Source organism: Zavarzinella sp. (genome assembly GCA_041399155.1).
In the GTDB taxonomy this organism is placed as follows: domain Bacteria; phylum Planctomycetota; class Planctomycetia; order Gemmatales; family Gemmataceae; genus JAWKTI01.
This window is the reverse complement of record JAWKTI010000005.1, coordinates 174,881-199,576: the sequence shown is the minus strand read 5'-3', so window position 1 is coordinate 199,576 and position 24,696 is coordinate 174,881. Positions and strand designations below refer to the sequence as shown.

Genomic DNA, 24,696 nt, shown 5'->3' with positions numbered 1-24,696 from the left:
GGCATTGCTGCTAACCTGCTGCAAGCTCTTTTAAAACAGCAATTCCTCTGGACAATGTTTCATCGTCTGCGGCAAAACTGACCCGAAAGTGGGTGTTTCGTTTACTGAATGCCCCACCTGGAATGATGAGCAGATTTTTTTCCAATGCCGCTTCAAAAAACCTGTTCGCGTCTCCACCTGGTGCTTCGGCGAACAGGTAAAACGCACCCTGGGAGCGATTGAACTTGTAACAGTCTGCCAGTTCGTCGCATATCCGAACCCGCTTCTTGCGGTAGTCATCGACAATCGATGTAACATCATAGTCCAGCATGGCTTCGGCAGCCAATTGAAATGGTTGTGGGGCACAGACAAATGTAAACTGCTGGGCGGTGGCCATCTTATCGATCAATTTTGCTGGTCCGTGGGCAAAACCCAATCGCCAGCCAGTAACGGCGTACGTTTTCCCAAAGCCATCAACCACGAGCACATTTTCATCGAATTCGGACGCACTGCAGAAAGGTCCATCGTACCAGAACGCCCGATAGATTTCGTCGGAAACCAGCAATATCTGATGTTCCTTGGCCAATTCGACCAGTGCCTGCAATGTTTCCCGTGGGGTGGTGATCCCTGTGGGGTTGGCGGGGCTGGAGAAAATGATCATCTTGGTGCGTGGCGTAATGGCAGCACGCACCTTTTCGACGTCGATCTGAAAGTCAGGGTAAGTGTCAATGATCACAGGAACCCCACCTGCAATGGCAATCAGGTTGGGATAGGCCACGAAGTAAGGGTCGAAAATAATGACTTCATCGCCAGGATTCACCGAACTGATCATTGCCAGCACCAACGCACCCGAAGTGCCTGATGTTACAAGTAACTCGCGTTTTTGACCTGGTAAACGTGTCTGGGTTTGAAGCTTTAATTTTTGCAGCAGGGATGCCACACCCTGCGTGACGGAGTAACCGTTTCCCCCATGCTGAATGGCAGAAATTGCCGCTTGTTGCACCACATCCGGTACTGGAAAGTGGGGCTGACCAATACTGAGATTGATTGGGTTGGTTAATTTCTTGCCTAAATCAAAAACTCTGCGAATGCCAGAAGTTTCAATGCGAGACATCCGCTCCGCGATCCAATGGTCGTGCATGTTATCACTCAATGACTGGGGAACTGGAATTATAAAAGGAACCACAGGAGGTGCGTGGAAATCGCTCCAGAAATACCGTTTTCCAAAGCCACTTTTGTAGGAAACTGGTGGAACGCCCCATCAATTGGTGGGATTCTCTAAGGCTGAAAAGTGTTTTCATTCTCCGTACCTCGTATCACATCACGTACAGAGAAAAAGTGGCTGTTCGTGGGAAGATAAACAGCGAAAACGATCTGATTGATCATTTGTACACAATATTAATATATGCTTGATCACTTAGAATTGATATGAAGATTCTGTGAAGATATCAGGGGAATTTTCTTGAATCGACGTAAGTGCTTATAAGAAAAGTAGTTGTGTTGATCGAAATTTTTTCAAAATTTTCAGCGAAAGCGTGTGCGGCAGCACCAAAAGTGAATTTGTTCTCATAAATACTGGCTCATTAGGAATTGATTGGTATGTTGCAGCACGCACAGTTGCCCTATTTAACGAATCCCACCTTGAAGGTGGCTGGAATCATCAAATCAATTCCAGAACATTTTCATGTGGAAGAGATCCCCGCCTACGTCCCATCTGGAAGTGGGGAACATCTCTACTTGTGGATTGAAAAAACGGATATTTCTACCGACTACCTGGTGCGGCAGCTCAGTTATCAGTTGCACATCCCACGTGAGGCGGTGGGCTACGCTGGAATGAAAGATCGGCGGGCAGTCACGCGGCAGTGGATTTCACTACCCAGGCAATGTGAAGCAAAGTTGGACCAGTTTCAACTGCCCGGCTTTACCATTCTGGAAACGAACTGGCACCAGAATAAGCTGAAAACGGGCCATCTGGAAGGGAATCGCTTTCGGATTACCATTTCAGAATGTGATCCCACCCAGGATTCCGTGGTGGCACAATTACTGAACCAAATCCGGCAATCTGGCATGTTAAACGCCTACGGTGACCAGCGATTCGGTCTGGAAGATGAAACCTTGCAACTGGGCCACGACCTTCTGACAGGAAAGGTCCGGCGTGCCCGCACCCCATTTCTGAAAAAACTATCACTTTCAGCAGTACAATCGTGGTTATTCAACCATTACCTGACCAGAAGGCACTCCCGAGGCGAGTTATTTACTGTACTGCCGGGCGATGTAATGGGGAAATGGCCCCACGGTGGGATATTTGTGTCCGAAGATCCCGCAGTAGAACAGCAGCGATTCGAAGCACGTGAAATCATGTTTCGTGGGCCAATTTACGGCACGAAAATGTTCCCTGCAAAAAATGTTGCATTAATGCGTGAATTGGAATTGTTGGATCAACTGGGAATTGCCACCGCACAATTTGTGCCTTTTGAAAAGATCATGCAGGGAACCAGGCGACCTAACCTGGTATATCTGAACGACTTACGGCACGAGTGGGTGGATGGCCTGCTGGTGTTGGATTTCAGCCTGCCCAGTGGCAGTTACGCAACGATTTTGTTGCGGGAGCTGCTGAAAACTGATCAATTGACGGAACCAACGCCAGCGATCGGTGAAGTGGGTGAAGTAGCAGCTTCCGAAAACGATCAGTAACAACAGGTGCTATTGGAAGAGCAGAAAGTTTCTGTCCACCGGAGCATTAATTCGGGTGGGATCGTAGCGAATACCATCCGATTCCATCCACAACCGCTTGAACACTTTCTGGTTACCAGTGGGAGTGATCATAAAGGTTTCCCCCGACGTAAATCCGGTAGTAGGCTGATCCACTGCCAGCAAACTGCAGGTGGTATTCCGGCCATCGCTGTAAAGGTAAAACATTCTGCCAGTTAAGGAGAAATTCACCACGAATTCCGTCTGATTTACCCCACTGCCGGGCACCATTACCTGTCGTGCGATATTCTGGATCGGAATGTTATAAATGACCGCATTTTGTCGGGAACCAAAACCAATGATGTTATCATCGCCCCACCATGCCAGGTGGGAGACGTTCTGCATCCGCACGACCGTGGGGTCTTCACGGGCAATAATCGTTCCTGCCTGCCAGTCCAAGGCAATGAACTTTCCTGGATTGTTTAATCCGATTAAGAGATTCTTTCCATTTGGGCTGAAAGCCAATGCCCTGCCATCGGTGACTTCCTGATTTTCGAAGTGTGCTACCGATGCAATGGGCATTCCAGGCTCGTTTTCACCGGATTTCACCAGTGTGTAGATCACTGTACCCACACTTTTCTGGCCATGATAGATTGCTACTTTTTCCAGTTTCGGATCGATCGCAACAGAGTATTTGGGCAGCCAGCCAGTCTGGCGGCCAAAACCACCAAAACGCCCACGGACACCTGAAAGTGGGATTGCCTGATCAGCAATCACATTTTCCTGAATCACCAACTGGTTATTCACTTCTGACATTTGCCAGAGGCGGAAACGCCCGTTCTTCAGCACTATGAGCAATTGATTGTTCGCAACAAATTCTGCCAGATAGATCTCTTCTCGCCCATACGGGACCCAGTTCTGCACCTGCTGTCTGGAATCGGCTACCGACCAGATTTGTAACGACGTGCCCGATCCAGGGATATTTTCTGCCAGCAGCACATACTTCCCATCCGAACTGATGGTAATCTGAAAGTCTGTACTGAACTGTCTCATGGTGCAGCGAATCGCCCCCTTTTTTGCCCCACCGTCGACGGCGTATACGTGCAGATCGCCGATGTTTCGCTGGGCTTTCTCTGCAACAAAAACGGCACCAAATTTGCCATTGGCAGAAACAAAGGGTCCCTGGCATTCATTGGCCAGACCATCAGTACCAACATTCAGAACAGGCTTACTTGCCAGATCGGCACCAGATGGCCCATCGGAATTGTTTGATGATTTCCCACGAAAGATCAGGAAGAGTACGATGGCAAGTGCCAGCACCCCTACCCCACTGGCAATGCCAATGATGAGAATTTTCTTAGATTTTGCTGGTTCCGCATCAAAGTCTTTGCGGCGTGATCGTGGGCGATCATCGTCATCTTCAACAAGCCGTTTTTTGGCTCGCCGCGATCTGGGCAGATCGTCATCATCGTCATCGTCGATGTACTTTCTTGGCATCAGGAAAGTCTCCAACAAGAGGTTTGAAGGGGTTTAGAAAGAGGGTAGTCTCCCCGCAATCACATCTGCTTCCCATTCGTGCATCAGGGGCCAATCAATGGCACAGGTACCGAAATCGGACATATACTGGTACTGCGTAAGCCGGTCGATTGCTTTCTGAATGATCGTTTGATCACGCTTAAACACTGGTCCGTGGCTGGGAAGTAAGAATTCGGAATCATCGTTCAGAATTCGCTTCAACGACTTCACAAAATCGGGCAAATTCGAGCCATGGTGGGCGTCGATCACACCCACGCAGCTGTCTTTGTAGATGTTGTCGCCTGAAAAAAGCAGGTTTTTCATCTTCAGAGCAAGCTGCCCGGGGGTATGCCCAGGAGTGTGCCACACTTGTAACTGGAGATCACCTACTGTCAACACGTCGCCCTCATTGATCAGAGTGTCGATTTTGCAGGCCGGCATCGGAATATCAATCCCTTGAGCCGGAATACTGGCATAAGTGGCCAGTGCATCGCCCGCTTCAATCGGAATTTGCGACAGTGGGTGGGTCAGGACAGGCGTTTTCAGCTTCTCTTTGGCTTTTGCCAACCCCTGAATATGGTCGCTGTCAGCATGGGTAGCAATAATCCCTTTGCATTTCGCCAGGCTGAAGTCCATTTCGCGGATTAATTCGACGATTTCATCCACGGAATCTTCAAAACCGATATCGATTAAAAAGTACTCACCAGCGCTCTCCACCAGGTAGACATTCACACCGATGCAGTGTCCCGCCTGGTAATTCAATTCAATTACGTTGGGAAAGATGTACTTCCGCTTTTTCATCCAACAATACCTTACATTTGCTAATGGGGATATTCTATAAGCCCAACCGCCGGAATGGGGAATGAAAAACAGGGAGTAATTGTGGCATCTGTACCAGTTTAGAACAATGGACTGTAAGCATGGCGAGGGAATATGCAGTACAATAATTTGAAAAGGGGTGTCGATTATGGAAAAATCCCAGTCCTCGCTGATGGTACAACTCGACGAAGAGAGTAAGGCAGTCTTAGTGAAAGCTGCAGAACTGAGGCGGATCAGTGTCAGCGACTATGTTCGCCAGGTAATGATTTCTCAAGCACGAAAGGAAATTGAAGCTGCAGCAGCACAGACAATATTGCTGACACCTGAGGAACAACTTGCATTTTGGCAAGCATTGAACGCACCAGTCAAGCTGACTCAAGCACAAGTTCAACTTGGCAAGTTAATGCGTGGAGAAGCATGAGCCGGGTGCAATTCCCTCCTGGTTTTCGATTGGAGCGTTTGGAAAAAGGGCATGACCGCAAAAAATTTACTTGTGGGCAGCCATTAGTTGATGATTGGCTGACAACCAAAGCCCTGCAAAACCAAGCTAAACACCTATCTGTGACCAAGGTATTACTTGATGAAGATAGCAATGTTGCAGGCTTTTATTCACTTGCACTTGGCCAAGTACATTTTGGAGATCTTCCAAACGAAATTGTTAGAAAATTACCCCGTCGTATGTTACCTGTAGCGATATTGGCTTGGTTAGGCGTTACCACAGTGAATCAGGGTATGGGATTGGGTGATCGGCTTTTTGCGAATGCCTTGTGTGATTGCTACGAAGCTGGTCAAACCTTTGCATTCATCGCTATTGTAGTTGATTGCATTGACGAGAACTCCAAAAAGTTCTACCAACGTTTTGACTTTCATGAATTGCCTGGTTGCCCATTAAGACTGTTTTTGAGTTTTGCACAATTGGAACGGATAATAACTTCAGAAAACTGACTTTCTTCTCATCATAACCTTTCGCAAATCTAAGCTCCGTATTTCCCTAGCCGGTTGGCGTGGGCCATGGCCAGCAGCATCAGGTCTTTGGCATAAAATTCCCCCAGACCGCCACGCAGGCAGGCTGATTCGCTGAATTCAGTCACCGCATCGGTGCGTGCGTTGTTCGCCAGCAATAAGGTGGGTACCGAATGCCATGAGTGGGATTTCATCTTGCTTGGTGTACTGTGGTCGCCGGTGACGATGAACACGGTCGGTTTGAGGCCCAGAATCTGTGGCACAATGGCATCCAGTTCTTCGATTTTGTCTACTTTTTCAGTGAAATTGCCATCTTCACCTGTGCTGTCGGTGTATTTGTAGTGCATGAAGAAGAAATCGTACTTTTCCCAGTGGGCCTTCATGGTATCCACCTGAGTTTGCAGACTGTCTCCCGCATCAAGAATATCCATTCCCACCAGGCGTGCCAGGCCCTTGTACATGGGGTAAACGGCAATTGCGGCAGAGCGGAGGCCGTAAATCTCTTCCATCGTGGCAATATTCGGGTAACGGGCGAAACCTCGCATCGTCGCACCGTTGGTGGGGAGATCGTTTTTCAGCAGATCCTGTACTTTGGCGATAAATTCATTCACCGCAGCGGCAGTTTTTTCCGAAGCGGGATCAGCGCCCTTCGCCAGTAATGGTGGGACACCTACTGCCTGCGGATCGGTATCGTTAATCGCATCGCCCAGGCCATCCCCACGGAAAACAGCCACAAATCGGTGTTCTTTCACCGGTTCGACAAAGATTTCGACACCTGGCACGGTAATTTGTCGCATTTTGGCGACCATCGCCTTACAGACATCGGTGGATGGCCGGCCTGCACGTCGATCGGAGATGTTGCCTGCGGCATCCAGAGTTACGAAATTGCCACGCACGGCCACATCGCGGGAGCCCACCTGGAAATTAATGCCCAGTGCCTCCAGAATGCCACGCCCAATGCGATATTCCAATGGGTCGTAACCAAACAGCCCCAGGTGGCCTGGTCCACTGCCAGGTGTAATACCACGTAATACTGGAATGCTCAGCCCGCATACCCCATCGCGGACACAATCGTCCAGGTTGGGCGTAGAGGCGCGTTCCAGTTCTGTTTTCCCACCTGGCTGCATGGGTAGTCCACCCAGACCATCAGCTACCAGCAGGACAATTTTGGAATCATTAGATTCCTTTAATTCGCGGATCAAATCGTGTGTCTTCATTTCGTGGAGTTTACGGACACAACAATAGGACGTACAGTATGCTGTAGGCAGGTTGTGCCGAATTCCGGTGAAAGTTCTCATCATTCTCTAATGTGGGATGTAAGCGTTTATGCAGTTGCCTGATGAATCGATCGCGTTTGACTATTCCGGTGCGATCAGCCCACGTGCGGAAGCCTGGACACCACTGGCAGAACTTCAGAGCCAGAATTTCTTAAAAGTTTCTCAGATTGACGGATTGCGTCAGGAATTGATGCAAATTCGCCAGAAAGTGGCAAGCGAACGGCAGTTACAGGAAATCCCACCTGAATTGCAGCCACTGGACAATGGCTTTATTGATTACCCCGGGAAGCTGCTGGACCAATACCGCAGGAAAGGTGAAAATTCAGAGCTGGGCAGAATATTAAAGCTTTCTCATGCAATGGCCCGCGATGTTGATCGCGTGGTAGTGCTGGGCATTGGCGGTTCGTATCTCGGTGCAAAGGCGTTGTTCGACGCACTGACCCACACTTATCACAATGAACTGCCACCGAAAATGCGGCTGGGCAAGCCCCGCCTGTATTTTGAAGGGAACAATGTCGACAACGATACCCTGCGGGACCTGATTGAACTGCTGGAAAATACCTGCGTCGATCCTGATCTGCCCGAAGAACGCTGGGGCACCGTGGTCATCAGCAAATCGGGTGGCACCATTGAAACCGCGGCCGCCTACCGAGTGGTGCGAGACGAACTCAGCCGATATTACGGTGGGGATGGCAAAACCTGGCGAAGCAAAATCATTCCGGTTACCGGCCCACAAGGGAAATTACGCAATCTCTGCCACGCAGATGGCTTTGAAGATCCGTCGATTCTGAACATTCCAGATGGCATCGGCGGGCGTTTTTCCGTGTTTACTGCGGTGGGCCTGGTTCCCGCAGCCATTCTGGGGCTGGATGTCCAGGCTCTGCTACTCGGTGCTGCCAGCATGACGCAGCGATTTCTGGAAGAACCTTTCGAGCGCAATCCCGTCCTGCAATTCGTTGCGGTCAATCATCTGATGAGTGCGAAACTGGAAAAGAACACCCGCATTATGGCTGTGTGGACCAAAAAGCTGGAAGCACTGGGCATGTGGTACGACCAGTTACTGGCAGAATCGCTGGGCAAGGAATCGATTGGCCCCACCCCATTGACAGCAGTTCAGACTCGCGACCTGCATTCCCGTGGGCAACAGTTTCAGGAAGGCAGCCGCGATAAATTCATTAACAATCTGATGGTGAAATCGACCCGCCACGCACCAATCGCGGTGGGGATGAACGATCGCAATGAAGATGACCTGAACCAGTTCAGCCGCCGCACCCTGCCGGAGATTTTAACTGCTGCTGCCGCCGGTACGAATCAGGCGTATTGGGAAGCAGCCCGTCCCACCGCCACGATAACATTACCAGTGCTCTCCGAACACACGATCGGCCAGTTAATGCAGATGCTGATGCTGGCCACGGTAGTTGAAGGGAAAATGCTTGGCATTAATCCTTATGGCCAGCCTGGGGTAGAAGCCTACAAGAAAAACATGATCCGACTGTTAAAAGAAACTGGCAACGCCCCATCGGCAGAAATTAATGGGAATTGACCAGATCGAATAAGAACCTGCCCACAACGCTTTTCATAGATGAATGGGCTTAAGATAGTTTCGAAGTGCCAACTGAAATTTCCGAGCCTGATAGGTTGTTATTCAATTGTGGCTGGTCAAAAATCACTACTTGTTCACCTTTTCCGTTTCTTGCTTGATTCTGGTCACTTTCTGCGGTTCAATACCATTGCGTATGGGGTGGAATCTGCAAAGAATCCATTCTGTGCTTCTTGCGTAACCTCTTATGGAGTAATCACTTGTATCGAATTCTGTTACTGACTTTGCTGTTTGCAATCCCCCACATCGGTGGGGCACAGGAACCCGCAAAAAAATTGCCCACCGTGGTGCTGATTGGTGATTCCATCCGCATGGGTTACGCACCGGAAGTGATCAAGGCACTACAAGGCAAAGTGACCATCATTTCTCCCAAACCGAACGGTGGAGATAGTTCCAACGTGCTGAAAAACCTCAAAGCATGGGCAATTGACCCCCAGCCTGATCTGGTACACATCAATTGTGGGCTGCACGACCTGAAAAAAATGAAAAATGGCTCATTTCAGGTTAGTCTGGCTGATTATGAGAAAAATCTGAATGAAATCATTACCCAGTTGAAAACCAGCACGAAGGCGAAACTGGTGTATGCACTGACCACGCCCATTATTGATGAGCGGCACGCAGGCAGGAAAGCCAATTTCGACCGTTTTGATGCGGATGTGAAGAAATTCAATGAGGTGGCGACCAAAATAATGAAAAAACATGGCGTGCCGCTGAACGATCTGTATCAGGTGGTCCAACAGAACGATCCGGCGAAGTGCCTCGGAAAAGATGGCACGCACTATACGCCAGCCGGGAATGCCTTCCTGGTGAAAGCTGTCACCGCGAAAATTACGGAAATGCTTGAACTGAAGTAACTTACGGAAACTTCATGAAAATACTTCCCCGCACAATGGGGTTATTGTTTTTTCGCTTTGGGCTTGGGATTCACTTTCTTCTTCGGCACAAAATCGATGCTTTGCAGTGGGAAGATTTTTGATGGGGTGTGTTCCTGCACCATGATCGCTTCCATTTTTTTCACCACATCGGGGTGCTGGCTGGCGACATCCGTTGCTTCGTAAGGGTCATTCTGCAGATTGTAAAGTTCCGTTTTGACCACGCCGGTGCCTAATTTTTGCCGCACCGCTTTCCATGGGCCAGCCTGCACTGCCTGCTGACCTCCATAACCGGGAAACTCCCAATACAGAAACTCATGTTGTTTCTGTTCCTTACCCAGCAAGGTGGGCAAAAAGCTGATGCCATCAATTCCCTGCGGTGCAGGAGCGCCTGCTACTTCTGCCAACGTGGGAAGGACGTCCCAGTGGGCGAATGGACTGGTAGATTCGGAACCGGGGGCTATTTTTCCGGGCCAATAGGCCACTGTAGGCACACGAATTCCACCTTCATAAAGGCTGCCCTTCAGGCCACGAAGCTTACCTGCCGATTCAAAAAATGTGGAATCCGCCCCACCAACATTGTGGGTGGGTCCGTTATCGCTGGTAAAAATCACCAGTGTGTTCTCATCAAGTTTTAATTCTTTCAGCTTTGCCATTAACCGCCCCACGGTGCGGTCCATCCGAGTGACCATTGCCGCATAACCAGCGTGTGGTGCAGGGTGTTTGCGATAACCCTTCGAGCCATCGTAGGCAGGATCGTCGCCCAGTTTGCCAAGGTATTCCGCCAGCGAATCATCCGGCACCTGTACCGCCACGTGGGGCACGGTAAATGGCAGGTAGAGGAAAAAGGGCTTCTGTTGATTTTTCTCAACGAATTCCAAAGCCTCTTTTTCAAACATGTCCTGTGTATAGGTATCGCCGGTCTGACCATTGTTTCCGGGAAGGTCAATTCGTTTGTCGTTCCGATAAATGTGGGTCGGATAGTGCGTGTGGGCGTGTGCCTGGCAGTTGTAGCCATAAAAGTAGTCGAAACCCTGTTTCAACGGACTGCCTTCCGTATCAAACATGCCCAGGCCCCATTTCCCCATGGCGCCGGTGGCATAGCCATGCTTTTTCAGCACTTCTGCCACAGTGATTTCCCCATCCGCCATGGGAAACTGGCCTTCCATTTTGGGCACAAACTGGCGGTTATCTCGCACGAAGGCGTGCCCTGGGTGCTTGCCAGTCATCAGATTACACCGCGAAGGTGCGCAGACGGCATTGCCGGAGTAAAATCGGGTCAGTTTCATCCCACCTTTTGCTAATGCATCCACTGCTGGTGTTCGGATCATTTTCTGTCCGAAACAGCCCAGTTCTTCATATCCCAGATCGTCTGCCATAATGAAAACAATGTTCGGTGGGCGATCTTTTGCAAAACTGAAACTGGCACTACAGACAATCAGCGCCAATGCAAATCCAATTCTCATGAGAGGTTTCTCCTCGGTTGAAAGCGTTAGTTTACCGAATAGAGATCTTAACCGAAAGAAACAATTTGATTCGATGGGAAGAAAATGAGAGGAAACTCATTTTAGCTGATAGACGCGGTAGGTCCCACCTTCAAACTTCAACTCCAGGTGGGATGAGGTAATCGGTGTCTGGGTGGGCACCACCACGTGGGTAATTCCTTCCTGTTTCATTTCTGCAATCAGCTCTTCATTCCAGCTCGATTGGCCAAACCACCTCACGCACCGCTCAACCCGTCGTTTCCATTCGATAATATCGTCTGCGTAATATGGGATCGATTTGAAATCAACAAACAGGCGGGCACCCGTGGTTAAGCGAAAGCGGGCCATTTCGAAATAGACGATTGCATCGCGTTTGGGCCCACGGGAAAAGGTGGATGAGAATACCCCGCGTTTCGTCGTGGGCTTGGCAAATCGAGCGGGCACGAGATAGAGATCTTCGGCAGTTGCAGTGCTGGCAACATAATCCATCGCGGCGTTTTCCCCTTCCGGTTCGCGATAGGCCAGTTTGTTGTAATACAGGTAGAAGGCCCCACCAGTGGTGAACAGTAAGATCACAATACCAATTCCCTGGCACCAAGTGGGGGCACAACGAATCTTACTAAAAAGAAATCCCAGATTGATTGCTGTGGCAATAGGCACCAATACTGCAGAAATTCGCCATGGAAACATCAGTGCCAGTGTGGCGTGGTGGGTCTGCAGTACCATCAGCGTGCCCACGGCTGCAAGAATGCAGGTTGTCAGCAGAGGAACAAATAGCCTCGTGCGGTATAAAAACGCCACCGCCAGCAGAATCCAGCCCACCTGCACGGCGGCAATCCAGTCAAACCAGCGTGACAACAAGGTATGATGGGGAATTCGATCCCACGCAATGATTGCCTGCGACTGCCGAAACAGTTCTGCATCTGCTGGCCCGAATTTCAGCCAGTTGAAAATCACAATCGGAGACACGGTCAACAGAGCCAGCCCACCGCATTTCAGGGCAGTTTTCCAGTCGCGACGTAAGAGATGATCCAGGATGAAACCGGCAGTCAGCATCGCTGCCGCCAGCAGATAGGTGGAATGTACCAAGTTGGCTGCAGCCACCAGAAATACTGCCAGTAAAGTTCTGCCACTGGAGTAGGCAACAATTCCCGCCAGAACCACCACCCCAAACACGGAAGGCTGTAAACCTGGCCCCAGAATATACTGGCTCGCCAGCCCACAATGGAAAAACCAGGGATAATCCACGCCAATCAGCCGATCGGAAGCAAAACGCAGTATTCCAGCATGCAACAGAATGAAGACACACGCCCAGCCGAAATGCCATTTCAGGGAAAATACCACACGCACCAGGTGGGAAAGAAGCAGAAAATAGCCCATCAGTGCCAGAAAATAGATTACTTGAAATGACCAGACGCCCACCGTTTTCCAGAGAATGGTGGCACCACCGGAAAAAACGGGTGTGGGGTCGCGTGTATTTGCCAGCCAATCCTGAGACAAATGCCCCCACGGTACCTTACCCGCAGCATGCAGCAAATACTGATTCTGATTGGAGTAAAACAACGGTGATTGCGTATGACTCCAGGCAAAGATCATCGCAAGCAGGATGGAAAGTAGCCAGTAGTAGCGCATTTCTAAACCGTGGGCAAATAGTTCCTTGTATGCCGTTGTATGAAACCGCATTCAAAATGACGGATGCGGAACACGATTATCGATGCTGTGATCAGTTTGCCCACGTGATCCTAGACTTTCTTCCCCTGAGACCGTGAAGATCTTGTTTGTACTTCATCCACAAGGTTGATTACCAATACAATCCACCTTACTGAAATGAGTGGTTTTTTGGCACCCGAATGGGTTTTATGTTCCATCCAGTTCTGCAGGGTGATGTCCGGGACTGGTGATCGCAGCGAGGAAGTTGTTTCATGGCGGATATTCGAGCCTTTCGTGGCTTTCGGTACGATTTAGGCAAGGCGGGTACGTTAAGCGAGGTAATTGCACCACCCTACGATGTGATTGGGCCGGAATTGCAGCAGCAGTTGTACGATCAGAATCCGTATAACGCGATCCGTCTGGAATTAAACCGCGATGAACCGGGCGATACCCCCACCAACAACAAGTATTCGCGTGCGGCACAAACCCTGAACGGTTGGTTGCAGGATCACGTGCTGCAACAGGATACGTTGCGAAATCTGTATGTGCTGGAGCAGGAATACACTGTTGATGGCACCAGTTATCGTCGGCGTGGCTTTTTTGCCCGCGTGCGGCTGGAACCATTCGGAACAGGCAAAATTTTCCCACATGAAGAGACGATGTCTGGCCCGAAAGAAGATCGCCTGAAACTCTACCGCGCCACCGGTTTCAATATCAGCCCGATTTTTGGGCTGTATCCAGACGATCAGAACTCTGTTTTCCAGTACCTGGAACCGCTGTTGCACCGACAGTTGCCGTTAGCAGCCCACGACCACCTGGGGGTGCAGTCGAAATTGTGGATGATTACGGATGAAGCCATTATCAATGCTGTGGTAGCTGCGATGCAGGCGAAACCAGTATTTATTGCTGATGGTCACCATCGCTACGAAACAGGCCTGAAATATCTCGAAGAGGTAGCCAGCACGCTGCCCAACAACGAATCACCGGCACATTTTACGCTGATGATGCTGGTTTCGATGAGCGATCCCGGTCTGTCGATTCTGCCCACCCACCGGCTTGTGCGTGGGCTGCCGGGTCTTACTTCCGCCCAGTTGCGTGAGGCACTGGAGCCGCACTTTGCCTTTGAGCCAGTTGCCGATGCCACTTCTGCGTGGGAAGCAATTGAAATGGATGGTGGGCAGGCGTTGCTGGCATTTCACACGCAAGCAGACAAAATCTGGCAATTAGCCCGCTTTCAGGCACCAAAATTGATGGCCTCGCTGGTGCCAGATCGTAGTGATGAGTGGCGTGGGCTGGGGGTCAGCATTCTGCACATCGCAGCCATTAACCATCTGTTGAAAGGTTTTGCACAGCCTGCAGCGACCTGCCAGTACGTGCATCTCACTTCGGAAGTGGATGATGCCATCAAGGCAGGAACGTGTGACGTGGCGGCACTGGTGGCACCCGCTTCCATGCTGCATGTGGAAGAGATTGCGGGGAATCTGGAAAAAATGCCACCCAAATCGACCTATTTTTACCCTAAGTTGCCCACCGGGCTGGTGTTTAATTCACTGAAAAGTCATTAATTTATTTTAATGAATTAATCATCATTTTCTGCACGGGGTAACAATCTGTGGCACCGGACGTACGGCCAACCGCCTACTTCAGTTTCGATATTGAAGAACATCACCGCATCGAAGCTGCGGTGGGGTTGGAATTTTCAGAAAATACCAAAACTGCCTACGCCCAGCGGATGGTTCGGTGCACCAAATGGATTCTGCACGCGCTGGCAGAGTTTCAGGCAAAAGCCACCTTCTTTGTGGTGGGGGAAATTGCCCAGTCCTATCCCCACCTGATTCGGTTAATTGTGAAGAACGGGCACGAGTTAGCCAGCCATTCCCACCAGCACTTTCGTGTGCATCGCTTTACACCACAAGAGTTTAAGGACGATCTGCTCCGTTCGAAACATGCCCTGGAAGATGCTGGTGGCGTTGAAGTAGTAGGCTTTCGGGCTCCCACCTTCAGTGTGGTGTCACAGACCGCGTGGGCGATCGATGTGCTCCACGAGTGCGGTTTTCAATACGATTCGTCAATCTTTCCCGTGAAGCATGATCGCTATGGAGTGCCTGATGCCCCACGTCACCCATTCTGGGTGCTCGGAAAGTCGGCGAAGATGCTGGAATTACCTCCGGTAACCTTGAAAGTGGGCAATTACAACCTGCCCGCAGCAGGTGGGGGATATTTTCGCCTCTTCCCACCTGCTATTATGCGTTCCGCGATTCGACAGTGCCTGAAAGACCCACACGGTTTGCCCGTGCTCTATTTTCATCCGTGGGAATTCGATCTCGATCAACCGAAACTGCCACTGAAAACGCTCTCCCGCTTCCGCACATATGTGGGGATTTCACGGAGTCGTAGCCGGCTGCGACAATTATTAAAAGAATTTCATGGCGCACGGATGATCGATGCTGCCCGCACCATTCTGGAAAATCCTGCACATCAGGCACAATTGCCAGAATATATCCTCGGTGCCACACCCGGTGCATCTGGCACAAATGATTCAACTACAGCAACAGATGTAACTGCACATTAATCCGCATCATTTCCTGTAATCGTTTCCAATCCCACACAAGCTGAATTGGCAACCAGTCGAAGCAAATAGCATTAGGAAACTGAACAGGAAGTTTGCAATGAAATTAAAGAATTTTCACATTTTGTCACTTGGCCTGATGGTGGCACTGACTGGCCTGGCCCATGGTCAAACGTACCCACGTGGGGTGGCTCCCGCACGGATGCCGGTTCTGGATGTCCCAGTCAGCACGGTACCTGCCGGGGAAGCCAAACCAATTCCACGATATATTCAACCGACCCAGATGCAACTTCCAGTGGATTCCGCCCCCGTACCTTCCGTGACGATTCCGCACATGGGCAGTGCTCCCACAGTGCTGCAGACTTACCCTGCCGCAACATACCCTGCCGCATCAGCACCGCTGAGTGCACCAGGATATTGTGCTGACTGTGAAAAAGGCCATGGGCATGGTAGTCGCGTGGGCCCCACCTCGACATACGGCGAACGCCTGCGTGCGGCCTGGTATGTGCATATTTGTGCCCCGGATGGCTGCCCCACTCCACTGGGCTGTGGCAACTTCTGGACAGAAAAGAAATTTATCTTTGGCAGCTGTCGTCAGTTCTTCGGCACCGCAGGTGCTTCGGAAGGCCACCACAAGAATACGTACATCCCATAATGGTGGGAAACCAGTCAGAAATCCAATTCTCGTCTCTCAGTTGAATAATCAGATCATTGCCTTCAGAATTTGCTAACCTGTCCAACCGTTTTCCCACGTGGGGAAAAAATCGACCTATACTTGGTTTTATTCTTCCAGAAACTGCTGTTCCGTTGTAATTTAACACTATTGCAATGTTGGCGGTCGATCTGGTAGCAGACCCGCCACTGAATTACTTTGCGGTTGCTTGGATAACTTTCCAACGGACATCACCAACAGGTTTTGCTGTGACTATGAACTCTCAGGCAATTTTGATCAGCTCCATTGTCGCGGATTACTCTGCACCACCTTCGTTTGTCGAACGTAGTTTTGGTGAACCGTTATTTCATGCTGAAAGCGAAGTAATTGACTTGGTCTTTCATGCGGATGGCACGCTCTGGAGTATGGAAGAAGCGGGCATTCTGCGTCAGTGGAATACGGAAGGTCATTTACTGGCTCGAGTATATCTGAGCGATTTAGAAGATATCTGGCGATTTTCGCCCACGGCTACCTACGTGGCTTCGGGTGCGAATGAAATTGCCCTCTGGTCTGTGGCAGAAGGTCGCGAACTGACCCGTATTCCCACAGAACAGTGGGTTACCGCCTTTGCCTTTCATCCCACCGACAAAGTGCTGGCCACAGGCCACGATGATGGGTCCATTTGCCTGTTTCAACTGCCCGAATTGAAACTGGTGAAAAAAATCCCCGCCCACAGTGGGCAGATTTCGGCCATGGCATTCAATGCAGATGGCTCGCAACTGGCCAGTAGTGGCGATGATAAGCGAATTTATGTTTGGCATGGCGAAACATTAGAAAAAAATCATGAATTCAGCGGTCATACTGATCGGATTCCTGCTTTGACATGGCACCCCACGGAAAACTATCTGGTCAGCGTGGGCTGGGACACTACGGCACGTGTGTGGGAAACCACTCAGGTAGAACCAAGTATTCTCCTGAATACCCACTCCGATCAGGTAACTGCCGCAAGGTTTAATGCTGGTGGGCAATTTCTGGCGTGTGCTGATTCTGATATGGCCATCCATGTGTGGGGGAATCCACGGCAAGCACAGGAAAAATTTGTATTACGTGGTCATACCGATCTCATTAACTGCCTCGCCTTCCAAAAGTCTGGCTTGTTGATGGCATCTGCAGGTGCCGACTGCGTTATTCATATCTGGAATCTGGAAACTGGGAAGTTGGCTGCTGGCCCCACATTAAACAGTATTAATAATGTGGCTTTCCGGGCATCTTCCGGCACTCTTTATTCCACGGCAGGTGGGGTATTACGTGCCTACGATGCCACCACCACTCAATTAGTGCCTGCCAGCACCACCCAGCCACTGATTGCAGCAGATAATGTCGCCATCAGTCCCGATCAGCAATTACTTGTAGTGTGCGGCAAGACGGAACGACTGCAAGTCCTTGATCCGCAGAATCTTACGCCGATTCGCACCTACGATCATACCAAGGGACCGATTGCGAATCCGGTATTCAGCCGTGATTCGCAAACCCTGGCCACCTGCAGTCAGAGTGATGGCCTGGTGTGGGTCTGGAAAAGGGATCAGGAAGAGGCAGTCCTGGTGATTCCCGAGGCGGCAGATGGTTGTACTCTCGAAGCACTTTCTTTTTCTCCCGATGGCCGATTTATTGCCGTTGGCGGGATCGATTTTCTGGCAACCAGCGGCACCGACGGCAGCCTGTGTGTCTGGGATCTCGAAGAAAAAGATAAAAAATGGAGTGCCACGTACGGTGTCACGGCTCTGGATATCGATTCCACCGGCAAATATATCGCTATAGGCACTCATTCACACAACGATCAGAATAAGGTTTATGTGCTGGATTTTGCCACTTCGGATGTGGTATTTGAACTTTCCGGCCATCACGACCGCCTGAATGCGGTGCGATTCAGTCCGGATGGCAGTTACCTGATCAGTGCAGGTGATGATGGCACGATCCGGGTCTGGAATGTTCTTTCTGGACGGATTGTGGTGGCACGCCAGTCGGAAACAGTAGTCCAATCGCTGGTCTTTTCACCCGATGGCAAATCACTCTACGTGGGGAATGCCAATACCACTTCGTATCAGATTTCCATGCAGAAACTGCTGGAAGATTAGTCCCATTTCACCTTGATGCGAATCAGGCTTCCTGAATGATTGATTTTGTCGCCACGTTCATTATCCTGTTTGCCATTATTGATCCGATTGGCACGATACCGGTATTTATTGCGGTTACTGCCAAATACACCCGCCAGCAAAAGAAAAAGATTGCCATCAAAGCAATTACTGCCTCAGCAGGCATCCTGATCTTCTTTGTGATCGCGGGAGAATGGTTGCTGCGTGCGATGGAAATCCCGATTCCTGCTTTTCAGATTGCGGGTGGCATCGTGCTGTTTCTGTTCGCACTTTCGATGATTTTTGGCGAAAGTAAGCCAGAACAGGAAATCAAATTGCCCCACACTGATAACGAAACGGCCATTTACCCACTGGCTGTGCCATCGATTGCCGGCCCAGGGGCAATGCTGACGGCAGTGTTGCTGACCGAAAACTCCCGCTATACCATCTGGCAGCAGGCACAAACCGTGTTTGTCATGCTGGTGGTGTTGGCGATTGCCCTGGTGGGGATGTTGTTAGCCAGTTATGTGCACAGGATCATTGGTAATAGCGGTGCGAGTGTCATCAGTCGGGTGATGGGCCTGATTCTCGCTTCGGCTGCGATGTCGAACACTTTGAATGGTATCAAGCAATTCTTTCAATTGTAGCTGGGCTGTATCTCATCAAGTGCCTCCTGGACATTCATGAGAACCGATTCAGAATTCGTACTGGCATTTTGTTTTCTCCCACGGTACGATACGTGCATTCAAACCTCTTCAGGAGTTGCACCGTGCGAATGTTCCGTTTGCTGCTGGGTGTCATGGTAGCCATGCTGGCGATCAACCACCCCACATACAGCCAGGAAAAGAAAGATCCACCGAAAAAGGCGGATCCGAAACCCAAACCAAAACCAAACGTGAAGCCGACCGAGGCCAACGTTCCCTATGGTAAGCACCCCCGTCAGGTGATTGATTTTTATCAGGCACAGGCGAACGCACCCACCCCACTGGTCCTCTATATCCACGGTGGGGGCTGGCGTGCTGGCGACAAAGCCTCCGTAGGTAATGTCAAAGTATATCTGGATGCAGGTATTTCAGTCGCAGCAATTAACTATCGTTACGTGCAGAACGGTGTGGAAGAAAAAGTATCCCCACCTGTGAAGGCACCACTGGAAGACGCCGCACGTGCTTTGCAATTCATTCGTTCAAAGTCAAAGGAATGGAACATCGACAAGACCCGGATTGGTGCCACCGGTGGCTCTGCAGGTGCCTGTTCTTCACTGTGGCTGGCATTTCATGATGACATGGCCATTTCCAAGAGCGAAGACCCGATTGCCCGCGAATCAACCCGATTGTTCTGTGCTGCAGTCAATGGTGCCCAGACAACACTGGATCCTGAACCGTTGAAGAAATGGTTGCCGAATTACACCTATGGTGCCCACGCATTTGGCCTGGCGAATTTCAAAGAACTGTACGATTCCCGCGAAAAAGTGCTGCCATGGATTAAAGAATATTCACCAATGGAACATGTCAGCAAAGATGATCCACCGATTGCCATGTACTATGGTGGCACCAAAGGGGCCAAAGTAGGTGAAGAGCACCCCGATCCCACCCACTCTCCGATTATGGGGATGATGCTGGCGGAAAAATTGAAGGAAACCGGCATTCCTGTGGAACTGCAATACAACGGCATGCCCAACGAAAAGCATCCATCGATTTCTGCTTACCTGATTGCCACATTGAAGAAGTAACGATCTTGTCGTTCAGTCTTCCGGTGGCCTGGCTGGCCGGATCATGTTAAAGTCTTTAGCAAACTACGCCTGATTTTTTGCTTGAGTTTGTTGAATCACCAAATATCGGTGGTTCGACAATCAAATTCTCTTATTTCTCCTTCCCTAATTGCTTAATGGCGGGACCCATTTGCTGCATCGCCTCGTTTTGCAGCAAATACAGATCAGCAGGTGGATCGACCTTGTTTGCCTTCATCGCTGCGAATAGTTTTTGAATGGACACGTTTGCCTGGAGAGTCTCACCAGCATCATTCCTGGCTAATTCCAGACGCAGGCGACAGATTTCCTGGGCATCCGTAAAGCGTTTCGCTTCGATGAGGGCATTGGTGAAGTTTTTTAGTGTAGATCTTGCCTGACGAAGGTGAGCGTGTTCTTTTGTCTCCTGATGCAATTGCAAACTGAGTTCGGCTGACTGCTTGTTGAAGACAATCGCTTCGTCCCAATCCTGCAACCTGAAGCAAACGCTGGCATAATTGTCCATCAGTGCGGCAATCAACTCCCGATTCAGGTGGGGGTTCGCTTTGGCGGATCGGATTGCCTTCCCCAGCCACGTTTTCGCTTCCTGATAGGTAGGGCGGGATGGTTTATCGCCTGCAAGGAAGCTATCGGCAAGATGCTGATAACTCCAACCCAGGCGGATTGCAAGGTCGATCGAATCGGGGTATTGTTGGGCCAGTTCATAATACAAACGAGTCGAAATCAGATACATCTCTTCCCGCTCTGGCAATCGCTTTTTGTCATCCTCCAGCAGATCACCATAGAGGTAATGCATGCGGGCAGCCGTATTCCTAGTGGTGGCATCCATCATCCCCTGAAAGTGGATGTTGGTTTTCAACAATCCCAGACCCGTATCCAGTTTGGCAAAGATTTCTGGCTTTTGAAATGCCTTCGTGGCAAGCATCACTTCCGCTTCCCCCAGGATAGCGCGTAATTGAATAGATGCCTCGGGTGCGGTCAATTCCTTGCCCGCAAGCTGGTGCAGCACAATCTGATACTGATTGATTGCCTTGCTGTATTCCCCTGCTTTGAAGGATACTGCTGCCAGCTCCAGCAGTATGTCGGTGCTGTCCCGCATCGCAGGCTGCTGTGGGTGAACTTTTTCCAGTGCGATTGCTGAAAGATCATACTTGCCCTGCAGTTTGCGAATGAATGCCAGACAGCGATACAGTTGCACCAATTCTTCTCGCATGCGGGCGGGATTTGCATACTGCAGAGTTTTATCAATGTTGCTGGCCAGCTTTTCCAATGTTGAATCAGGAATCGTCGTCAGGCGAATTGGTTCAATTCCATCCAGAACCTGATTATTCAGGAGGTTGTAAATCACCATCCGTAGTTCATCCGCCTGTTGTTCTCCTGAAATGTAATTTTTGAAAGCAGCTTCACTGCGATCCTGGGCCCGCTGGTTGCTTTCTTTCGCCTCAAAGTACTTGAGAGTAATCAGCACAGTAGCAATTGCCACGGTGAATATAAAGCTGATGATAAATGCAGATTCCAGACGATAACGCAGCATCAACCGTACCGTTTTTCGGATATACCCAAGGTTTCGGGCAGCAACAGGTTCATTGTTCAGAAAGCGTCTCAAATCAAGTGCAAATTCACTGGCGTGCTGATAACGCTTTTCGGGAGCTTTTGCCATTGCCTTCAGGATAATCGCATTAAGATCTTTGGGAATTGCCTTCGAATGCTTCCGTGGTTCAGGTGGGTGCTGATGGATCACCGCATGAATAACATCGGTGGGGCGACCTTGAAACGGTGTTTTCCCTGTTACCAGGTGGTAAAGCGTGGCTCCTAAACTGTAAATATCCGAACGATGATCGAGATTCCGGATTTTTCCACCTGCCTGTTCCGGGCTCATGTAGGCGGGGGTGCCAAGAACAGTTCCTTCCATCGTAGTCATCGAATCGAGCATCTGATAGCGTGCCAGGCCAAAATCGACAATCTGCACGCGGCTCTCATCATCAAACATCAAGTTCGCGGGCTTGATATCGCGGTGCAGAATATGTTTCTGGTGGGCATACTGCAAACCATCTGCCACCTGGGCAATCCCTTCGACCGTTTCGCGAATCGAAAGCCCGCTTTTAAAGCGTTCCAGTAATGTGCCCCCTGGAAGATAGGCAGACGCGATAAACCAGCGGCCATCATCGCTGCGTCCGGATTCATACACGGCCATAATATTCGGATGTCGCAATTGGGCGGCAGCCTGGGCTTCCCGAATAAATCGCTCTGCTTGATCGTGTTCAATCCTGTTGGGCAGCGCGATCTTCATCGCAACAATTCGATTCAGGGCAATATCCTTGCCGCGATAGATTGTTCCAAACCCACCCTGGCCGATCTTTTCATAAAGTTCGTAATGTCCAATCTGGTCAATCGGCTGATCAGTTACCTGCTGAAGTTGGGTGGTATTGATTTCCACCGGTGCATGTTTCAACCGTTCCGCAATCACATCGGACAGATCGGGAAACCGCTCGCGATACGATTCAATGGTGCTGCCAGACCCCGATCCAGAGCGGGCATGATATTCCGACTCGATTAAATCCAGCAGCAGTTCCGAATGATTTCTCAGCTCTGGGAATTGTTGCAGATAATCTTCCACCATTGCTGGCTTGTCGGTGCGGGCCCGATAGGCAATATCCACATGAATCAATTCAACAATCAGTTCCAGTTCGGAATCGTGCTGCTGAACGTAGCGGGCAAGTTTGGGCTGCTTTCCTGCACGCCAATCGTCTTCGAAGCGTGCGATCAGGCGTTCGCGCTGGAGCCAGATTGCCGAATCAAGCGAAGAGTAACTGGCAGAAGATAATGCATCCATGGTTGTCCTTATCAGAAGGGGATCACCAATCGCCGGGAATATCGCCACCGTTGGGTGTGCACAACGCCCACCAGGTGGCAGGCTGCAAAGAGCCGGAAAGCGTTTTCACGCTGCCATCACCGAACAGTGTACTCATCCCACCGATGTGGGCAGTTTGAGGCTTCCGTGGGTCGCAATCGGACGCGGGATAAGGATCAGGGATTAACCGCGTTCCTGGAGAGCCATAATTGCGTGGTCTCACTTGAAACATGGAGGCAGGACCAACCAATCCAAAATTGGCATACAAGTAATGTAACTGATACCCCGGACTACCTGAAGGATGGCCAAAGTTGAACGATGGGCTACTGGTGATTTCCATCCAGGTATAGAACCACAAATTGTTTGCTCGAGTACATTCAGCATACCGTTCACCCAACAATACTGTCTGGCTCGAACCATCCTGAATGCTTTCAATCTTCAAAAAGGTCACACCTGTGGCAGTAGACTGGCTGGTTGCAGGATTGCCAAATACCTGAAAATTGGCGGCATAACACATTGGCATACCAGATGGGTCCGAGTTGTATGCGTTCGGTGTGCCAAAAGTAAATGACTTTCCACTGTAGCTGGGATCAGATGGGCAGACAAACAGAGGAATTGTCTGTTTGCGAATGTTGTACACATTGCCATTCGCCTGACGATGAAGATTTTCCTGTTCGAGAAAAGGCAACAGATAATAGACCCAGTTCCCACCAAGTTGGCCAGTGAGATAAGTTTGCTCCGTACCATAATGGTCAGTGTGTGGTGGCAGGCGATTGAGATTGTCGTTATAGTTATGGATTGCCAAACCATATTGCTTCAAGTTGTTCACGCACTTGATGCGGTTGGCTGCTTCCCGCACCTTCTGAACGGCGGGCAACAGCAAGCCAATTAAGATGGCAATGATCGCAATCACCACCAGCAATTCGATTAACGTGAACGCCCACCGTGGGACTTTCTGAGGATTTTTCATCTTTCATACTCTGCGACTCTGGCAGGTTCGTTTTCTCTGCCTAAGAAATAAATCAACTTTCCCGCCGAAAATGACCACCAACACCAGAAAAAAGTTCAATGAACGATGAAGAATTCATGAAGCTGTTGGTGCGCCTGCAGAACCGCGATGATGATGCCGCACGGATTGTGGTGGAGCGGTTTCGGGATCGACTCATCCAAATTGCTGCCAATCAATTCGATACATGGCTGCGTGAACGTGCGGATCCCGAGGGGATTGTTCAGTCGGCCTTTTTCAGTTTTTTCGTGCGTGCCCGCGATTCCAAACTGATCCCCCACGGCTGGGATGAAATGGCCGCCATTCTGGTGGTAATAACCATTCGTAAGTGCAGCAACCGCCGTAAGTTCCTGCGGGCAGACAAACGCGATCTCTCCCGCGAACAATCGATCAGAAATCCAGACGAAACCAGCGATTGGCAGCCCGAATACCCCATCCTGTTTCATCCGGAAGATGAGCTGATTTTTCAGGAATTGCTCGACTGGCTGCTGCGGGGCTTCGAAACGAGAGAGCGGGAAATCGTGGAACTATCTCTGCACGGGAAAACAGCCACGGAAATCGCTGAACAACTGAATCGACCCGTACGGTCCGTTCGCAGGGTGCTGACAAAAGTTCGCGAACGGGTCGATCAACTCAAGCAGGCCGAAGGGCTTGGCTGATGCCCACCAGGCGGGGAAGAAAAACCGAGTTGTCAAAGATCAATTCCGATAATGGAATTATTTTCATATATAATATATATCCACTAGAATCTGAAACTAGAATTATTTTCATGTGAAATTAGCTGATTTCTGCAAAGATGATTGTTGTAAATACTTACATGAAAGGCACTTAAAGAATTTTGAACTTTTTTGCGATTTTTTCCAAATTCGATATCACCAATCATGGCGATAGT

The 24,696-nt window shown here is 50.0% G+C and carries 20 protein-coding genes; 12 read left to right on the top strand and 8 right to left on the bottom strand.

Features of this window, described 5'->3' with window-relative positions; genetic code table 11:
* Positions 1-10 precede the first annotated feature (10 nt).
* Entirely contained in the window at positions 11-1,120 is a 1,110-nt protein-coding gene (locus R3B84_21295) for an aminotransferase class I/II-fold pyridoxal phosphate-dependent enzyme (GenBank protein MEZ6143107.1), read from the bottom strand.
* Positions 1,121-1,578: 458 nt separating this feature from the next.
* On the opposite strand from R3B84_21295, the gene R3B84_21290 reads away from it, so the two are divergent.
* Positions 1,579-2,673 (top strand): tRNA pseudouridine(13) synthase TruD, encoded by a 1,095-nt coding sequence (locus R3B84_21290; GenBank protein ID MEZ6143106.1) that lies wholly within the window; start codon positions 1,579-1,581, stop codon positions 2,671-2,673.
* A gap of 9 nt (positions 2,674-2,682) precedes the next feature.
* Here R3B84_21290 and R3B84_21285 read toward each other — a convergent pair whose 3' ends face one another.
* Together R3B84_21285 and R3B84_21280 are read right to left on the bottom strand one after the other, a co-directional pair.
* The gene (locus R3B84_21285) at positions 2,683-4,167 is read right to left on the bottom strand and encodes a hypothetical protein (protein MEZ6143105.1); all 1,485 of its coding nucleotides are present in this window, start codon (positions 4,165-4,167) and stop codon (positions 2,683-2,685) included.
* A 33-nt stretch (positions 4,168-4,200) separates the two neighbouring features.
* Positions 4,201-4,986, bottom strand: a complete 786-nt coding sequence (locus R3B84_21280) for an MBL fold metallo-hydrolase (GenBank protein MEZ6143104.1) — start codon at positions 4,984-4,986, stop codon at positions 4,201-4,203.
* Positions 4,987-5,152: 166 nt separating this feature from the next.
* On the opposite strand from R3B84_21280, the gene R3B84_21275 reads away from it, so the two are divergent.
* Both R3B84_21275 and R3B84_21270 read left to right on the top strand, forming a co-directional pair.
* Positions 5,153-5,425, top strand: a complete 273-nt coding sequence (locus R3B84_21275) for a DUF1778 domain-containing protein (GenBank protein ID MEZ6143103.1) — start codon at positions 5,153-5,155, stop codon at positions 5,423-5,425.
* Positions 5,422-5,949: a hypothetical protein gene (locus tag R3B84_21270; GenBank protein ID MEZ6143102.1), complete on the top strand. Its 528-nt coding sequence runs from the start codon at positions 5,422-5,424 to the stop codon at positions 5,947-5,949. The genes R3B84_21275 and R3B84_21270 overlap by 4 nt, the downstream gene beginning before the upstream one ends.
* A 29-nt stretch (positions 5,950-5,978) precedes the next feature.
* Here the strand turns inward: R3B84_21270 and R3B84_21265 are convergent, their stop codons facing one another.
* The gene (locus R3B84_21265; GenBank protein ID MEZ6143101.1) at positions 5,979-7,184 is read right to left on the bottom strand and encodes a 2,3-bisphosphoglycerate-independent phosphoglycerate mutase; all 1,206 of its coding nucleotides are present in this window, start codon (positions 7,182-7,184) and stop codon (positions 5,979-5,981) included.
* A 109-nt stretch (positions 7,185-7,293) separates the two neighbouring features.
* Here R3B84_21265 and R3B84_21260 point away from each other — a divergent pair, with 109 nt between their 5' ends.
* Both R3B84_21260 and R3B84_21255 read left to right on the top strand, forming a co-directional pair.
* A complete protein-coding gene (locus R3B84_21260; GenBank protein ID MEZ6143100.1) occupies positions 7,294-8,787 on the top strand; it encodes a glucose-6-phosphate isomerase in 1,494 nt (497 codons plus the stop codon).
* Positions 8,788-9,044: 257 nt separating this feature from the next.
* Positions 9,045-9,698: a GDSL-type esterase/lipase family protein gene (locus tag R3B84_21255; GenBank protein ID MEZ6143099.1), complete on the top strand. Its 654-nt coding sequence runs from the start codon at positions 9,045-9,047 to the stop codon at positions 9,696-9,698.
* Positions 9,699-9,739: 41 nt separating this feature from the next.
* Here R3B84_21255 and R3B84_21250 read toward each other — a convergent pair whose 3' ends face one another.
* Positions 9,740-11,182 (bottom strand): arylsulfatase, encoded by a 1,443-nt coding sequence (locus tag R3B84_21250; GenBank protein ID MEZ6143098.1) that lies wholly within the window; start codon positions 11,180-11,182, stop codon positions 9,740-9,742.
* 96 nt (positions 11,183-11,278) lie between these two features.
* Positions 11,279-12,883, bottom strand: coding sequence for a DUF6798 domain-containing protein (locus R3B84_21245; GenBank protein MEZ6143097.1), 1,605 nt, complete (start codon positions 12,881-12,883; stop codon positions 11,279-11,281).
* A 239-nt stretch (positions 12,884-13,122) separates the two neighbouring features.
* Here R3B84_21245 and R3B84_21240 point away from each other — a divergent pair, with 239 nt between their 5' ends.
* The 6 genes from R3B84_21240 (at position 13,123) to R3B84_21215 (ending at position 19,932) form a co-directional block, all read left to right on the top strand.
* Entirely contained in the window at positions 13,123-14,415 is a 1,293-nt protein-coding gene (locus tag R3B84_21240; protein MEZ6143096.1) for a DUF1015 domain-containing protein, read from the top strand.
* Between the two features lie 47 nt (positions 14,416-14,462).
* A complete protein-coding gene (locus R3B84_21235) occupies positions 14,463-15,422 on the top strand; it encodes a polysaccharide deacetylase family protein (GenBank protein MEZ6143095.1) in 960 nt (319 codons plus the stop codon).
* Positions 15,423-15,519: 97 nt separating this feature from the next.
* On the top strand, positions 15,520-16,074 hold the full coding sequence (locus R3B84_21230) for a hypothetical protein (protein ID MEZ6143094.1): 555 nt from the start codon (positions 15,520-15,522) through the stop codon (positions 16,072-16,074).
* A gap of 272 nt (positions 16,075-16,346) precedes the next feature.
* On the top strand, positions 16,347-18,206 hold the full coding sequence (locus tag R3B84_21225; GenBank protein MEZ6143093.1) for a WD40 repeat domain-containing protein: 1,860 nt from the start codon (positions 16,347-16,349) through the stop codon (positions 18,204-18,206).
* A gap of 35 nt (positions 18,207-18,241) precedes the next feature.
* Positions 18,242-18,850 carry a MarC family protein gene (locus tag R3B84_21220; GenBank protein ID MEZ6143092.1) on the top strand — a complete coding sequence of 203 codons (609 nt, stop codon included), beginning with the start codon at positions 18,242-18,244 and terminating at the stop codon, positions 18,848-18,850.
* A gap of 128 nt (positions 18,851-18,978) precedes the next feature.
* Entirely contained in the window at positions 18,979-19,932 is a 954-nt protein-coding gene (locus tag R3B84_21215; protein ID MEZ6143091.1) for an alpha/beta hydrolase, read from the top strand.
* Between the two features lie 130 nt (positions 19,933-20,062).
* On the opposite strand, the gene R3B84_21210 is transcribed toward R3B84_21215, so the two are convergent.
* Together R3B84_21210 and R3B84_21205 are read right to left on the bottom strand one after the other, a co-directional pair.
* On the bottom strand, positions 20,063-22,780 hold the full coding sequence (locus R3B84_21210; GenBank protein ID MEZ6143090.1) for a protein kinase: 2,718 nt from the start codon (positions 22,778-22,780) through the stop codon (positions 20,063-20,065).
* 22 nt (positions 22,781-22,802) lie between these two features.
* Complete coding sequence (locus R3B84_21205) at positions 22,803-23,768, bottom strand: DUF1559 domain-containing protein (GenBank protein ID MEZ6143089.1); 966 nt, start codon at positions 23,766-23,768, stop codon at positions 22,803-22,805.
* A gap of 116 nt (positions 23,769-23,884) precedes the next feature.
* Here R3B84_21205 and R3B84_21200 point away from each other — a divergent pair, with 116 nt between their 5' ends.
* Complete coding sequence (locus tag R3B84_21200) at positions 23,885-24,463, top strand: sigma-70 family RNA polymerase sigma factor (protein ID MEZ6143088.1); 579 nt, start codon at positions 23,885-23,887, stop codon at positions 24,461-24,463.
* Positions 24,464-24,696 lie beyond the last annotated feature (233 nt).